This window comes from uncultured Treponema sp., assembly GCF_946187725.1.
Lineage (GTDB): Bacteria > Spirochaetota > Spirochaetia > Treponematales > Treponemataceae > Treponema_D.
This window is the reverse complement of sequence record NZ_CAMHSK010000009.1, coordinates 20,088-35,839: the sequence shown is the minus strand read 5'-3', so window position 1 is coordinate 35,839 and position 15,752 is coordinate 20,088. Positions and strand designations below refer to the sequence as shown.

Annotated in this window: 12 protein-coding genes; 5 read left to right on the top strand and 7 right to left on the bottom strand. The window is 41.5% G+C overall.

From position 1 onward, the window contains the following. The first annotated feature begins 83 nt into the window (after nucleotides 1-83). The 3 genes from Q0Q74_RS05605 to Q0Q74_RS05595 all read left to right on the top strand — a co-directional run bounded on the left by Q0Q74_RS05605 (nucleotide 84) and on the right by Q0Q74_RS05595 (nucleotide 3,889). A complete protein-coding gene (locus Q0Q74_RS05605) occupies nucleotides 84-1,475 on the top strand; it encodes a discoidin domain-containing protein (RefSeq protein ID WP_294429277.1) in 1,392 nt (463 codons plus the stop codon). Nucleotides 1,476-1,843: 368 nt separating this feature from the next. Then, the gene (locus Q0Q74_RS05600) at nucleotides 1,844-2,836 is read left to right on the top strand and encodes an Rpn family recombination-promoting nuclease/putative transposase (protein ID WP_294429276.1); all 993 of its coding nucleotides are present in this window, start codon (nucleotides 1,844-1,846) and stop codon (nucleotides 2,834-2,836) included. A 210-nt stretch (nucleotides 2,837-3,046) separates the two neighbouring features. Continuing rightward, a complete protein-coding gene (locus Q0Q74_RS05595; RefSeq protein WP_294429275.1) occupies nucleotides 3,047-3,889 on the top strand; it encodes an Rpn family recombination-promoting nuclease/putative transposase in 843 nt (280 codons plus the stop codon). A gap of 15 nt (nucleotides 3,890-3,904) precedes the next feature. On the opposite strand, the gene Q0Q74_RS05590 is transcribed toward Q0Q74_RS05595, so the two are convergent. The 4 genes from Q0Q74_RS05590 to Q0Q74_RS05575 form a co-directional block, all read right to left on the bottom strand. After that, entirely contained in the window at nucleotides 3,905-4,267 is a 363-nt protein-coding gene (locus tag Q0Q74_RS05590; protein ID WP_294429274.1) for a hypothetical protein, read from the bottom strand. After that, nucleotides 4,264-4,830, bottom strand: a complete 567-nt coding sequence (locus Q0Q74_RS05585) for a hypothetical protein (RefSeq protein ID WP_294429273.1) — start codon at nucleotides 4,828-4,830, stop codon at nucleotides 4,264-4,266. Before Q0Q74_RS05585 ends, Q0Q74_RS05590 begins: the two co-directional genes overlap by 4 nt. 2 nt (nucleotides 4,831-4,832) lie before the next feature. Next, nucleotides 4,833-5,264 carry a hypothetical protein gene (locus Q0Q74_RS05580; RefSeq protein WP_294429272.1) on the bottom strand — a complete coding sequence of 144 codons (432 nt, stop codon included), beginning with the start codon at nucleotides 5,262-5,264 and terminating at the stop codon, nucleotides 4,833-4,835. Nucleotides 5,265-5,419: 155 nt separating this feature from the next. Next, nucleotides 5,420-10,693, bottom strand: coding sequence for a hypothetical protein (locus Q0Q74_RS05575; protein WP_294429271.1), 5,274 nt, complete (start codon nucleotides 10,691-10,693; stop codon nucleotides 5,420-5,422). 242 nt (nucleotides 10,694-10,935) lie between these two features. Between Q0Q74_RS05575 and Q0Q74_RS05570 the strand changes: the two genes are divergently transcribed. Continuing rightward, nucleotides 10,936-11,595, top strand: a complete 660-nt coding sequence (locus Q0Q74_RS05570) for a response regulator transcription factor (protein ID WP_294429269.1) — start codon at nucleotides 10,936-10,938, stop codon at nucleotides 11,593-11,595. Between the two features lie 78 nt (nucleotides 11,596-11,673). Here the strand turns inward: Q0Q74_RS05570 and Q0Q74_RS05565 are convergent, their stop codons facing one another. Genes Q0Q74_RS05565 through Q0Q74_RS05555 form a run of 3 tightly spaced genes read right to left on the bottom strand, consistent with a single transcriptional unit; the run spans nucleotide 11,674 to nucleotide 13,918 of the window. Further along, nucleotides 11,674-12,432 (bottom strand): amino acid ABC transporter ATP-binding protein, encoded by a 759-nt coding sequence (locus Q0Q74_RS05565; protein WP_294429268.1) that lies wholly within the window; start codon nucleotides 12,430-12,432, stop codon nucleotides 11,674-11,676. An 18-nt stretch (nucleotides 12,433-12,450) separates the two neighbouring features. After that, on the bottom strand, nucleotides 12,451-13,110 hold the full coding sequence (locus Q0Q74_RS05560) for an amino acid ABC transporter permease (protein WP_294429267.1): 660 nt from the start codon (nucleotides 13,108-13,110) through the stop codon (nucleotides 12,451-12,453). 13 nt (nucleotides 13,111-13,123) lie between these two features. Then, nucleotides 13,124-13,918, bottom strand: a complete 795-nt coding sequence (locus Q0Q74_RS05555) for an ABC transporter substrate-binding protein (protein WP_294429265.1) — start codon at nucleotides 13,916-13,918, stop codon at nucleotides 13,124-13,126. A 193-nt stretch (nucleotides 13,919-14,111) separates the two neighbouring features. Here Q0Q74_RS05555 and lysS point away from each other — a divergent pair, with 193 nt between their 5' ends. Next, nucleotides 14,112-15,740: a lysine--tRNA ligase gene (lysS, locus tag Q0Q74_RS05550; RefSeq protein WP_294429264.1), complete on the top strand. Its 1,629-nt coding sequence runs from the start codon at nucleotides 14,112-14,114 to the stop codon at nucleotides 15,738-15,740. The last annotated feature ends 12 nt before the right edge of the window (nucleotides 15,741-15,752 follow it).

The following is a 15,752-nucleotide window of genomic DNA, read 5'->3' as shown; positions in this document are numbered from 1 at the left end:
GACAAGAAAATAAAAGCGTGTAAACTGAACTTAATTAGTTTAGCGTTAAACCATAATTAATTCTACATTCTCTTGAGGCTTATATGAAAAAAGTCACACTTTTCAGTCTTTGTGCAGGCTGCCTTCTCTCGCTCGGCCTGTGCTCATGCGGTTCATCAGAAGAAGAATCGTCAGTTGTTTACGCTTCACTTCCAGATGATTTGGCAAATTCGAAAAATTATACGGCCGTAAAAGGCTATGCAAGCTCAAATTTGCGACAGTCGAAAACCACACCAGTTTCGGTCAACAACCTTACAGACGGAAGCACTTCGGTTCAGTCTTATGCACTGGCAAACACGACCGGCGGAGACAAAAAACCGTGGTTCGCAATCGATTTAGGCTCAGTCAAATCTTTTAACTCAATAAGAATAGTTCCAGGCTGCGGTCAGGATGCAGAAGAATCTTACCCGGACGCATATCCTGTTCATTACAAGATTCAGTTCTCAATGGAAAAAGACGGAATTTCAAGCCCTGATTCCATCGAACGCTTATCATGGATGACCATCTGCGAAGTCAAAGACGGCACCCTTTCAGCAAAGACACTCCACTTTGAAAACAAAGAATCGCGCTGGGTTCGAGTTCTTGTCGAACAATACAACGGCGACTACTGCGGACTCCTTGAAATCTCAGTATTTCCGCCCGACACATCACGGACACTCGAAAGCCTCGGAAAAGCGACAAATGTTCTTTTTATCGGAAATTCACTGACCTATTACAACAATATGTGGTCAGTCTTTGAAGGACTTTCACGATTCCGCGGACATAATGTAAACGCGACAGCCGTAACCTTCGGTGGCAAAAACCTGATTTATCATTCGACAGCACACAACACCGAAACCGCAATCAAAGCAGGGAATTTCGATTATATCGTAATGCAGGACATTTGCGGCTCATTTACCGATGACAAACTCACTCGCGGTTCAGCAGCCCTTGTTCCGAAAATCCTCGAACACAACCCGAATGCAAAACTCGTTTACTATGCGACATGGCCAAAATATTCAGTGCGCGATGACCGGACAGCCGAATTCACACAATGCTATCTGGACAAAGCACAGAAATACAATGCCCTCATCGCCCCGGCAGGAGAAGCTTTCTACGATTTGAGCAAAACGAACGGAGTCAGCTATTATGATTCTGGCGATGATACGCATCCTCAGCCAATCGGTTCATTCTTGAGCGCAAGTACCTTCTTCCACACGATTTTCCCGCAGGACGGAAGCAAAGAATACACAGACGAAGATGTGAAAATTCTTTCAAAACTGATTAACTCATATGTTTCGGACAGTACATCAGGAAAATCCACAACCTACGACAAAGCACTGCTCACCCAGATAGACAAATTAAGCAAAAAATACGCCGAACAAATAGCACCCGCCGCCGCCGACCCAACAGGCACAACAAAATACACCTCTGTCGCCGGCGAGTACAACAAGTAAAATTTAACAACCAAACAGCTTATTCTGAATCATCCTTGCTGGCCTCCACAACAGGGGTGGTTCTTTTTTTTATTCCCAGATTCTGAAGCATATATATAGAAGAAAAAAACACATTCAGGATTCAGAGGATATATGTTTTTTTTACGCAAATTTCCTTTTCTGCCGCTGTTCCACCCTTCGCGCTCGCGCTCATTGCCAGCAAGCTGGCAACTTCGGGGTTCCATAGCTTAGCGGCATTTTTCGTCAATTATAACAAATTATTATCTGTGGGCATTGCCGAAAAGTGACTTTTTTTTCAAATAAATAGATGTAGTGAGAAAAGAACACACGCTTCTTCTTTCTCACATCTTATTTATTTGGAGAAGTTCATGAAAAAAAGAATTAGAAACAAAAAACGCAATCGCCATAATGCAGCCCGCGAACGAAAGCCAAAGCGCACCTACCGCGACAGCTTGTTCCGCACGATTTTTGGCGGCAAGGACGAACGCAGTAAACGATGGCTACTCTCGCTCTATAACGCGCTTAGCGGGAAAAATCACACGAACATCGAAGACTTGGAAATCACCACGCTCGAAGATGTGATTTATGTCTCGATCAAAAACGACCTTTCCTTTCTGATTCATTCGCAGATGTGCCTGTATGAACATCAATCGACAGTGAATCCGAATATGCCGCTCCGAGGGATGCTATACTTCTCGCAGCTGTATCAGCAGTACATCGACAAGCACAAAAAGAACCTCTACGGCAGCGTGCTCGTGAAGATTCCTGCCCCACAATTCATCGTGTTTTATAATGGCAACGCGGAACAGGCGGATATTGTGGAATACAAACTTTCTGATGCATTTTTAAAAGATGACGAATTAAAAAACACGACGGAAATCCCGCAGGGAGACGGCCAGGCGCAAAATGCTCATAAGAATGTCACGAAATTTGAATGGACCGCAACCGTGATAAATATCAACAAAAACCACAACGAAAGCCTTTCAAAAAACTGCGAGCCGTTGTATCATTATCGAGAGTTCGTAAATCAAGTAAAGGAAAACCTTTCGAGCGGAATGAGTTTTGACAGTGCGGTTAACGAGGCAGTTGACTTCGCAATCAAAAGCGACTTCCTTGAAGGATTTTTCCGGGAGAATCGCATGAAGATTTTGGATGACATTTACACCGAGTTTGACCAGGAATCTTACGATGAAACGCTCCGAAACGATGGCCGCATAGAAAATGCCATCGCAAATGCGAAGAATGCTCTGGCAATGGGGCTTTCTCCTGAACAAGCCGCACAAATCACATCTCTCCCGTTAGAACAGGTGCTTGCGCTCAAAGAGGAACTTGCGCGAGAAGTCGTTAGTGTAACGAACTAAACCAAAATCTGTCCGTCAGCTTTTTGATGCTACGGAAACAGTTTAATCGTACTCTTTTCGCAGTACGACAAGAGCATAGCAATAGTATCCGCGTACATTATTTAAGTATCACATGAATACGGCAACAGTTTTTTAGAACTATTGCCGTATTTTTTTTATCAATGCTCTTTTATGTGATATGCCCATCTTAATTTTTCAAAAATTTTTCATTTGTGTGATTCTTCGTTCAAGGCGATGTTCACGGCCGACACAAAGGAATCAAATGCCGCTCTGAAGGATTTTCTCTCGACGATTCTGAGCCGCGAAATTCTGGAAATTCAGCTGATGCCGAATGAGCCGACCGTGCAGGTTGCAACGGAGTCTCAGATGAGTTTCGATGTCAGCGTTAAGTTCAATGACGGAGAGCGGGCTGACATCGAGGTGCAGACTAGGAACGAGGACTACGACTATGCTGACCGTGCCGAAATCCAGGTGGCGAGATTGCTCAGCACATCAAACATGAAGGGCGAAAACTGGAGCACGCCGCCCGCGTATCAGATTTCGGTGCTGAATTTCGAGTTCGACAAAGATGACAGCTCACCGCTTTCGTGGTACAATATGCGTAAGGCAGACGGAACGCAGCTTTCTGACAAACTTAATGTGATTTTCTTCGACCTGATTAAAATCCACAAGCTTTTCGGGAAGCCGGTTGAAAATCTCTCGAAGCTCGAAAAATGGGGATTGTTCCTTTCGTATGCGGGCGACGAGAAGCGCTCTGAATACATCAACTGCCTTACGCAAAGCGAGGAGGGGCTTATGAACGCAAAATCATCATTGCTGACTGTGAGCGAAGACGAAATCAAATGGGCACAGCAGAACTCAATTTTCAAGGCCCAGAGAGACTATAACACAGGCATGTACAACGCCGAGCAGCGCGGAATAAGAAAGGCTTCCATCGCGAATGCAAAGAACGCTCTTGGAATGGGACTTTCCCCAGAACAAACTTCACAAATCACTTCTCTCCCATTGGAACAGGTACTTGCGCTTAAAGAAGAAATAGCAATTCACAATTAAAAATACAAATTCATTCTAGTTAAAGCGTTCAGGTAATGGCGGTAATACAACAGTAGCATTTGACAATAAATAATCGGAAACTGTTTTTATTTTGTTATAAAGCATAGGAAACACATCGTTTTTTATTATTTCATTTCTTTGCGCTGTATCCTTTACATCATTGCTTTCAAAAGTCAGAGGACATGCCACTTCAACAGAAAAAATCTTATTTTTCTCAGCTGAAAACATATCTAATATTTCTGTTACAAGGTAATTATCTTGATTTTCCTTTGAGAATGTAATATGAGCATTTAAAATTACACTTACTTCCTGATCTTCTTTTAGGGTTTTCCCAAAATTTAAATTTAAATTCGAAATTTTAGGGTCTAATACTTTCATAAATAAACGCCTCCAACCAAAGAGAGTTTTAGATTATATTTTTGTTTAACAGAATTTCTAAAAAAATTATATTCTTTATTAGACTTGCTTACAGTAGTTTTAAATCGTGTAAGAGTTGTGAGAATCATTTTTTGCAGCTCAATTGAATTGTTTTCTGAAAATGCTTCGCTGCACTCACTTTGAATCCGGTTTATATAATCACAAATCTTTTCATTATTCAAAGCAAGGAATTCATTTTTTTTAGGGTAATAAGCTGGTTCCAATTCTCCAACTTCTTCAACTAAATCAGTCTCAAGGCTATCACCTGATTTTAGAATCCACTTTTCATCTGATTCGTGAATAAAATCATATAGAGTTAATTCATTTTTTAGCATTTTATACAATGAATCAATTGAAACACGGCAAATCAAATATTCCAATTCAGAAGTGTCTTCACATAAAACTGCATATTTATTATTATCATCATCTTTACAGATAAAAAAAATTGGAATATTCATTTCTACCAGATATTCATCAATATAGAGATTCTTTGAATTTATTATAAAACAAACATCATTATTCATATTTATACTATCTTAAACTTTGTCCAAAAATCAGAATGATTTTCATATATCCAATAATCCACATGGGAATCTCTCAAACTTTCTCGTATACAGCCATCGTTCTGCGTTACCGGCCCTAAAGCAATTTGACGGTCTTCTTTAGGATTTGGAAATACTAAAGCTTTTTTACACTCCTCCAAGTTTTTGAATAATGAGCAAGAATAATAACTTTCTTTCGTTCCCCATCTTGGATTGTAATTTTGACCTTTTTCTGCCTGTGATAAAAAATCATCAAATGTAATTTTTGAAAAATTTCCACCTTTTGTACGAAAAATTCCCCTATAAGCCCTAAAAGTATTAAAATAAATTTGTGGCTCTTGTGAAAAAATAACTTCTCCACTTTTTAATGCATTTTTGAAACAACATGGAAATTTTTCGTAAAATCTTATATCCATTATCTATATTATATCACAGACAGCTCTAACAGTTAAGAGAAAATTATTCAAAATAAAATATATAAAAAAAACAGCCACCCTGCAGCAATACAAGGTGGCTGTTTTGGTTTAGTGTGACATTACACCACTGGGGTTAACCAGCGGGGTAAAGATTATTACTCAATTGTGATTGTGTAAGTTGCTTCTTTACCAGAAGCATCAGTTGCAGTAATAGTAATAATATCACCCTTGAAGAATGCAGTCTTAGTGAACTCAACAGTTCCTGTTGTAGAAGAAGTCCAGTTGACTTTACCAATAACTGCTTCTGTTGTAGAAACTTTACCATCGCTTACATGAGCACTTGTATGCTTTCCTGTAGCCAGAAGTTCTGCCTTAGCAGTAGAAAGCCATTCGTTACCAGTGATTGTAAGAACATTGTTCCAAGCAACAGGATCTGCAACTGGGTCAGTTGAAGCATTAGCAGGAGCAACAGCTGAAATACCAGTGATTCTGTATTTAGTTACATCGCTTCCATCAGCAACCAAACCTGCACCTGACAATGTCAATTCTGGAGCAACAACATCTTTCAATCCAGTCTTAGAGAAGAGTGCACGTGTTTCGTCATATTCTTCAAGAACAGCTACATCAACTACACCGTCGTAGCCGAATGCGTCGCTAGCGAATGTTACAGTTACATAAGCATACTTGAAGTTATGGAGTGTGTAATCTGTGTATGTAAGGTCATCAGCATCTACAACACCCTTACCGTCAGCAGCATCTTCATAGCTTACAGCAGCCGTTGTTGCAGTAGTATCAGACAATTTAATCCACTTGTCATTGTTAGCGGCATTTGAGCTGAATGTTTTTCCATAAACTGTGTATGTAGCTGGAGTAGATTTATCTGCAGAGAAGTGTACTGGAATTGGACCAAACTTAACTTTCTTAGTGTTACCAACTTTTGCAGCTTCACCATCAACAGTGAGGGCTAGCTCGCCAGCTGTCAAGCTAGAAATGTAGTCGTTTGTTTCATCACCAGCAACAGCTACCTTAGCGATAAAGTTTGCCTTATCACCATCATTTTTACCGTCTTTGTCAGTTGTCTTAACATCTGTGATTACACAAACTTTGTCATCACTGTCATCGAAGATTGCAACTTTAACAGTTTCTCCAGAAGAGAAGTACTTATTAGTTCCGATTGAAAGTGTAACATTGTTAGAAGCAGCAGCAACTACTTTAGAATCGTAAATCTTACCAACATTTCCAGCTAGTTTCTGTACATCAGCGAGCTTGTCGTTAAGATTGATTGTTGCAGCAGTCTTATACAAAACAGCTGTGTATCCAGGAACATTGTGTGTGAACTGGAGAACGATGTCTGAGTTGTAAGACTTAGCGAAGTCTGTAGAAGTTGTTGTTGTAGCAGTCTTGCTCATTGCTTTTGTTACAACAGCAGTCTTAACTACATCAACTTTGATTGCTGCATGATCAACAGCATTAACAGTTACAGTACTCTTAAGAGCAGCCTGTTCATCTGTAGAACCATTGTAGTCTGTATCGTCATAATAAAGCTTACCAACAACAGCAACTTTCTCAAATGTCTTATCAACAGCACCGAAGTAATCTTTTTCTACTGAGAACAAGAGTTTACCGTCTTTAATAATCTTGAGTTCAACATAGTAAGAAGTTGAAGCTGTATTGCTGTAAGAAAGCATCTTAGCATTTGATACAGTTACTGTCTTACCAGCAACAGTTGCTGTTGTGCCTTCGAGTTTAACATTTGTTCCAACAGTAGCTTTGCTTGCTGGACCGTAAACATTTGCTTCAACAGTTGCACCTGTGAGGTCATCGCTGAATGTGAAGTCTACAGAAGCACCTGGAACGATTGGGTTAAGAAGCTTGTAAGTAACATCAGTTTCATCGAGAGGATTAACTGTTGCTTTTACAAGGCTTGTTCCAACCAATGTGAGTGGTGCAACCTTAACAGAAAGTTTTGGAGCAGCATAGAGAGCAACAGGTGCTGGATTAGCAGTTGTGTCTGTGCTGTCCTTAACTTCCTTACCAGCTACAGGAACAAATACTTTCTGCTCGTAAGAATCTTTAACAACAGCGAACTTAGTTTTCTGTGTGTTGTCTGTTGTGAATACAATGTTTCCATCAGCATCTTTTACGCTGAGAGTAACTTTGTATTCTGTGCGGCCTGTTGCAGCAGCAGCTTTGTCAGCATCGAATACGAGCTTGTCGCTTGCGATTGTAACTTTGTTTGCAGTTGCATCAACTGTAGCGGCTTTAGCTTCTTCGATAAGTTTTCCATCAAGTTCCAAATCATAGCTTGCAGTTGCACCAGCTGGGAGAGCGTTGAATGTGAATACCAACGGAGTCTTAGCAGGAACAGCCGGAAGAGCTTTGTAAGATTTGTTACCAGCAACATCTGTTACCTCTGTAACGAGGCTGTAGTTAGTGATTGCATATGGAGCAACATTAACTTTTACAGTGTTGAATTCCTGTGCTGAAGCCCATGAACTTCCAGATTTTTTGTCAACGAGAGCATCGAATGCTACATCGAATGAACCTGCCTCGTTTCCGAAGCTGGCTGTTTTTGTTGAGAAGAGAACAACACCTGCCTCATTCTTAACTACGAGTGAGAGATAGTGTGTTGTGTAAACTGCTGTATTATCAGCATTTGAAACTTCTTTCTCAATGATTGGAAGAAGTTTGTCAGATGTGAATGTTACAGTCTTTGAGCCGTCACAAGCAATTTTTGCTGTGTCGACAGATTTTGTGTAAGTGTTTTTCTTAGCGTTCCAAGAATACAAGTCAACTTCTGCTGTGTAAGTTGTTGGAAGCTCTTTGTTGAAGGTGAATGTAACAGTTTTGTTTGCTACAGGGTCAGCTTCTTTGTATGTCTTGTAACCGTTAACATCTGGTGTTTCTGCAACAAGGCTAGAACCCTCAAGTGTGAGTGCAGCGTAAATGCGGAACTCAAGACCTGATGTGAGAGTTGTCCAGTCAGTGTGTGATGTAGTATCAAGAGTTTCACCGTCTTCTGCAGTAACAGTAGCCAAATCAGCAAGAACGAGAACTTTCTTTACATTAGCAACATCTGCAAGAGCAACATAGACATCTTTTCCGTCGATGTAGTTCTTTGCTTTATCACCATTTACAACAGCAGCTGCAGCAGTTGCGTCATCACCGGTTTTGAGAGTGATAGCTGATTTGTAGATGTTCTTGTTGAAAGAAAGCTTGAGGTACTGGTCAGTTGTTGCATCGATGATTGCAGCACGAGAAAGTTTTGCACTTGCTGGCAATGTGTTTACAACTTCGATTGCAACTGGTTTGAGCCAGAAGCCTTCGTATGCGAACTTGTAAGAAGTAAGATTTGCAAGTGTAGTAGCAGCTGTGAGCTTACCAACTTCACGGATGAGTGTACTTCCGTCTACAGCTTCAAGAGCAGCAAGTGAAACTTTTACATTACCTTCTTTTGTGAATACACCGTCTTTTGCAGAAACAGTAACTTCTGTTTTAGCATCATTGATTGAGAGAGTGTAATCTTTATTGATAGTAAGTGTATCAGCACCAATCTTTACTGCTGTAAGATTTGTATTTCCCTTAACATCAAATGATTTGAGTGCCTTAGAGAACTTAATCTTAAATGCTTCCTGATTTGCTGTGCTTGCATCTTCAAGTTCAACATCAACATATGCGTTGAAGTAAACAGCCAAACCAGTAGTTGATGAATGAGCCTTCCAGTATTTGAATGTCACAGTTGCAGATTCATCATCGCCAGAAAGTGATTTTGCAGTAGCAATAGCAAAGTTAGTAGCAGTATTTGTTGCTGAAGTAAATGCAGGCCAGTAAGTTACAGGCTTGAGAGTGAGAGTCTTGCGGTCATCACTCCATGTCTTTGTGTACTGGTATGTATTCGGTGAGTTCAATACAACATCACCCTTAACTGCCTTAGAGAATGCGAGTTTGATTTCGCTGTCGAGGGCAAGGCGTGAAGTCTCATCATCGTAGCTTGTTGTTACGAGTGAAACATAGTTGTAAACATCGAGGTAAACAGTGATTGCATTTCCGTTAACAATAACATTTGTACCGTCAACTGCATGAGCAGTGAGTGTAACAGTCGGGTTTGTTGCAGCAGCGCTTGCAGTCCAGCTTCCGTCTGTTGGAGTTACAGTTGCAGTCTTTTTGTCATCGCTGAGTGTAACAGTGAATGCTTTGTCTGTAACATCTTTAAGATTAGTTGCTGTAATTCCAACTTCTTTCATCTCTTTGTTGAAAGTGAATGTGAACGGTGTAGCAACATCAATCAATGAACCAGTTTCGTTCTCGAAGAGGTTAGATTCAACAATCCAAATCTTGTCGTACTGTGCATGGAGCATGAGGACACAAGATTTCTCGTTAGCATCGCCGCTTCCAAGTTTGATATTAGTACCATTCTGCTCAGATGTAGTAGTATTATCAAGAATGTAGTCAGCAGCTGTACCAGAGAAGTAGTACTGTGTGTCTTCAATCTTTTCAATGAATGCATCAACAGTCAATTTAAGAGTAACACCAGAAGGAAGTTTTTCGAATTTGAAAGTTCCGTCTTTGGCTACTTTAGCTGTGAATACATAGTCATTTGTTCCAGATGTATAAGACATTCGTACTGTCGGTTCAGATGTAGGAATGTATGTTTTTTCTGAATAACCAGTCTGGCTCTCAATTGGAGAGAGGTTCAATTTTACAGAACCAGTGAATGAAGCATCACAAGGAATCAATGCAGCACTTGCAAAATCAGCATAGTTTTCAACACTCCATTCTGAATCTTTGTACAAGCTTTCAAGATCTTTCAATGCATTTGCAATGATTGTCATTACACCAGAAATGTCGTTTGTGTTGGTTGTTGTCTGAGAATATCCGACATCTGTACCAGCAGCAGTTCCGACAATTGTTGTAGCAGCCTGTGTGCTATTTGTGGTGTTCTGTGCATAATCATCAAGGATTGTTGCATAGTCGTTTGTCAAAGCACCACGAAGAGCATCCTGATAGTCCTTAGACTTAGCAGCCTCTTTCTCTTTATAAGTAACATAGATACCAGTTACTTTTGAAGAAAGGTAGCCGTCTTTCTTTGCAGTCAAAGTGTAAGCTGTTGTACGCGTATCAGTTGTAGAACCTGTTGTAGGCAATACACTTGAACCAGCAGTGACTAAGGCTGCGTCGTTTACAGCGACATCCTTAATCTCGAACTCACCACCGTAGTTCGTTGTTGCAGTTTTTGAACCGAGAGTGACTGTTGCACCTTCTACCGGTTCACCTTTGTTGTCCAGAACAACACCGACGATTGAGCCGGTTTTGTTTGCTGATGATGAGCCAGAAGAGCTTGAATCATCATCACTGTCTGAACATGAAGTAAACATTGTTGATGTAAAGAGCAATGCAACCCCAGCCATCAAAGCCAAAATTTTCTTCATAAGATTTTCTCCCTTTATTGAGATAAACTTTTTTACTCCTCGACGAGGATATTGAGATAAATCTTATAACAGGTTTTTCTCAAATTCATGAGTGTAACGCACACATTTAAGAAAATTCTCATAAATTTTTTACTTTTTTTTAAGAAAAATGCACAATAACGCACAATTTTTATGTGTAAAAAAATAAGTAATATCACAGAAAATGCTGGACTTCAAAATACTGTCGTGCTAAGCTATTTGCCATGGAAAAAGTGTTGCTTTATGTTTTTGACAGTTCTGATGTCATAATCGAAGGAATCATGAGCTGGCTTTCTACCTTCAAAAATGTTGAGATTGCCGCCACGGCACAGAGCGTCAATGCCGCAATCCGCATCATCCAAAACGCCAGAATCACCGAAGAACAGCACGCCATCGTTATCACCGAACTTTCTTTCCGTAAAAGCGGCGAGGACCAAAATGACAGCGGGCTTCTTATTCTAAAGGCAATCAAAGAATCGGGTAAAAATCTAAGGGCAATCGTTTTCACATCTCTTGACGAAGGGCACAACATCCGCAAGGCAATGAGTGATACATACGGGGCAAAAGGCTTTGTCTCAAAAACAGCAGGAAGGCCTGCTTTTATCGAAGCGATTGAATCCGTTTATTTTGACAAGCCATACATTCAGCGGGAACTTGCTTCTAAATTTTCCGAAATTGAAGAACTTTACGCTTCATTCACAAAGACTGAAAAAATAATTCTAAGTGAGATTCAGAAGGGGCTTTCAAATCAGCAGTGTGCCGAAAAGCTTGGTGTTTCACTCCGCACTGTTGAAAATCATATTTCCCACATCTACACCAAAACTGGAATCAAAGACAAATTTCTACTATTCAAAAAGATTGGATGGGGGGGGGTAATTGTATAGTAGTTTTACAAAAAACACTTCTTTTGATAAAAAAAGACCTGCCCGCTAACCTCAGATTTTGGACAGGTCTCTCATTTACTAAAGTACGCTTTTTAAGAACTGCTGCAGACGCTCGCTTTTTGGGGCACCGAAGATTTGTTCCGGGCTGCCCTCTTCTACGATTTTACCGCTTTCCATAAACAGAACGCGGTTCGCAACTTCACGGGCAAATGCCATTTCGTGGGTCACGACAATCATCGTCATGCCGTCCTGGGCAAGCTGCTTCATAACATTCAAAACTTCACCAACAAGCTCTGGATCAAGTGCGCTGGTCGGCTCGTCAAAAAGCATGATTTTTGGCTCCATTGCAAGAGCACGGGCAATTGCCACTCGCTGCTGCTGACCGCCTGAAAGCCTTGAAGGATATTCGCCAGCCTTGTCAGCAAGTCCGACACGAGCCAGTAAATCCATGGCTCTCTTTTTTGCTTCTTCGCGGCTCACCTTTTTGACATGAACCGGTGCAATCATAACATTTTCAAGAACTGTCTTGTGCGGGAAGAGGTTAAATCTCTGGAAAACCATTCCCATTTCCAGAAGAACCTTTGCCCTCTCCTTTTTAGGCATCTTGAAGTTAACCTTGCCATTTTCGTAATCATCAAGAAGATTATCTTCAACAAAAATCTTGCCTGAATCGATTTTTTCAAGATGGTTGAGCGTGCGCAAGAAAGTTGATTTTCCTGCACCACTCGGCCCGATAATACAAACGACTTCCTTTGGTTCAACAGTAAGAGAAACGCCTTTAAGAACATGCAAATCGCCAAAAGCAACACCGATATTTTCTGTTTTAATTATACTCATTTTGCTTCCCCTTCACGCTTACTCATACACGCTGAATCGCTTTTCTGTTCTATTAAATACAACAGAGAACACAGCGGTGATAATCAGGTAAAGAATCATTGCCGGAATGTAAACAAGTTCGTTTCCAGAAGAAGATGCAATGCTTCGTGTGACTTTTGTGATGTCTTCAAGTGCAATAAGTGAAACCAAAGAAGCGTCTTTTAAGACCATGATGAATTCATTGCCGATTGCCGGAATAAGACGGCGGATTGACTGCGGAACGATAATCAAGCCCATTGTCTGAGCATAGCTGAAACCGAGAGCATGACTTGCTTCTTTCTGCCCCTTGTCGATTGACTGAATTGCCGCACGGATGTACTCGGCCATGTAAGCGCCCGAATTCAAACCGAATGCAATGAAAGCTGCAAGGAACTTATTGCGGAGCGTAAGAACCGGGAACAATTTTGGCAGACCAAAATACAGAAAATAAAGCTGCATCAAGAGCGGTGTGCCCCGGAAAAAGAAGATATATACCGAGCAGATTTTTTTGAGGAACTTGTCTTTTGACATTTTTCCGAGAGAAAGAAAAAGCCCGATTACGATTCCAGCTGCAACCGAAGTGAGCGTAAGGAGAATCGTGATTTTTGCTCCATCGAGCAGAGCAGGAATCCATCCGATTATTTTCTGTATAGAGGTCATTTTATCTCCAAAATTATTTTATTGTGTCAGACATGTCAGCACCGAAAATCTTGAGGTAGATTTCGGTCATTGAACCGTCAGCAAGCATTTCATCGATTGCAGTGTTTACTTTTTCAAGAAGAGCTGTGTTGCCCTTTCGGATTGCAACGCCAAAATACTCATCAGCACTTCCGACCCATGTTGAAATGAAAGACGGGTCGTTTGCATAATTTGCATAAACAAGAGCATCGCTAACAACAGCGTCACAGCGACCGAGTTTGAGTTCATCGTAAGCATTGATTACTTTGTCGAATTCAGCAGGAGTGAATTTGAGACCAGCCTGAACCTGTTTCTGCATGAAGATGTCAGAAGTTGTTTCTGCCTGATAAGCAACTGTTTTGCCTTCAAGTTCACTTGGTGTAGTCGGGCGGAAATCTCTGTCTGCACGAACAACGATTGCCTGACCGTTTCCAACATATGGCTTTGAGAATTCCATTGATTCCAATCGCTCTGGAGTGATTGTGGCAGCAGACATAACACAGTCGTATTTATTTGTTTCAAGACCTGCGAAAATTCCATCCCATGCAGTGTCAATGAATTCTACTTCGAGACCGAGTTTTGCAGCGACAGCCTTACCCAATTCAATGTCGAAACCGATTGGAGTTTTTCCGTCAGCATCATAGTACTCCATTGGTGGGTAACCGATTTCCATACCAACTTTGAGTTTGCCCTTTTCAACAGTGAATTCACCAGCCTCAACCTTTTTGTTACAAGAAGTCAAGGCAAGAACAGCAGCAAAAGCTGCAACAACAACAGCGATTTTTTTCATATCCAGCTCCTGATAATAATGAAGGATTTTGCCCCACAGACAAAGAATTTATCCTAATTTGCGAATAATTATACAGAAATTATACATATTTATGCAAGTACGAGACTTGAATCGCACTGAATCCCGCACTTCATTGTATAACATGCCGTTTTTTACTATAATATTGAAAAATCTGAATAGTAAAGGAATCTTTATGTCACGAGACCCTAAAGAATTATGCCACTGGGCTGACCAGCAGGCTGAACGAATCATCAAACAGAAGGGCGATTTGCCTTCATACACCTGTGCTTCGGGAATCACTCCTTCGGGCACTGTTCATATCGGTAACTTCCGCGAAATCATCACGGTTGATCTGGTTGTACGCGCTTTGCGTGACCACGGAAAAAATGTCCGATTCATTTATTCATGGGACGACTACGATGTATTCCGAAAAGTTCCTGGAAACATGCCAAAACCAGAGATTCTTGAAAAATACCTCCGCTACCCAATCACAATGGTTCCAGACACCTTCGGCCGTGACGAGAACTATGCGCGCCACCATGAGGTCGATATTGAGACTCAGCTTCCACGAGTTGGAATTCACCCGGAATTTTTGTATCAGGCAAGCCGCTACCGTGCAAACCGCTACACAGAGGGCATGAAAATCGCTATGCAGAAGCGTGATGTCATCAAGCAGTGCCTCAACGAGTACCGCGACGACGAGCACAAAATGAAGGACAGCGATGTTTACTGGCCTGTTGCCGCATTCTGCTGCAAATGTAACAAAGACGAAACAGAAATCCTCGAATACGACGGCGAGTACGGAATCACTTACAAGTGTAATGCCTGCGGTCATGTTGAAAAGGGCGACTTGCGCACATCAAAAGAATTCAAGCTCGGCTGGCGTGTTGACTGGCCAATGCGCTGGAATGAAGAAAAAGTCTGCTTCGAACCAGGCGGAAAAGACCACATCAGTCCAGGCGGCTCTTACGACACAGCTAAACTCGTTTCAAAACGCCTTTACGGATGGGATGCTCCTGTCACAATGAAGTACGACTTCGTTAAGCTCAAGGGCGTTCCTGGCAAAATGTCTTCTTCAAAAGGAAAGGTAATTTCTCTGGTTGATGCCCTCGAAGTTTATCAGCCGGAAGTTTTGCGATACATTTTCGCTTCAAACAAAGTTGACCACGAATTCAGTATCAGCTTCGACCTTGATGTAATCACAATTTACGAAGCATACGACCGAACAGAACGATTGGTTTGGGGAGTTGAAGAGCCGAAAGAAAAGGATCCTGCAAAAAAAGAACAGCTTCTTCTCCGCGAAAAACGACTTTATGAATTGAGCCAGATTGGCGAGATGCCAAAAGTCATGCCATATCAGGTTCCGTTCCGATTGCTCACAACTCTCTTGCAGACATATTCAGGTGATGTTGATGCAGTAATCAAGTCTTTGGGCGATGTAAAACCAGAACAGGAAGAAACTTTGCGCAAACGATGTGCCTGTGCTTGGTACTGGATTAACGAATCTGCTCCTGACTGTGCCGCGGATATGTGTTTCTCTCTCCGCACAGACGGAAGCAAATCAAGCGATATCACAGGCGACCTTCTTACAGCAGTTAAACGCGTTCGTGATGAAGTCGTTCCAAAGGTCGGCTCATTCGCTACAGACAAAGACTGCCAGCAGGCAATGTACGATATCGCAACAGAGCTTGGTATTGAAGCAAAGGCATTGTTCACCGCGCTCTATCACGCACTGATTAACAAAGATCAGGGACCGCGCCTTGCAAGCTTCATGAAAATCATCGGCAAAGACCGACTTGCTGAAATCTTGAGCGTTTACTAAGGTTCAAAGAGA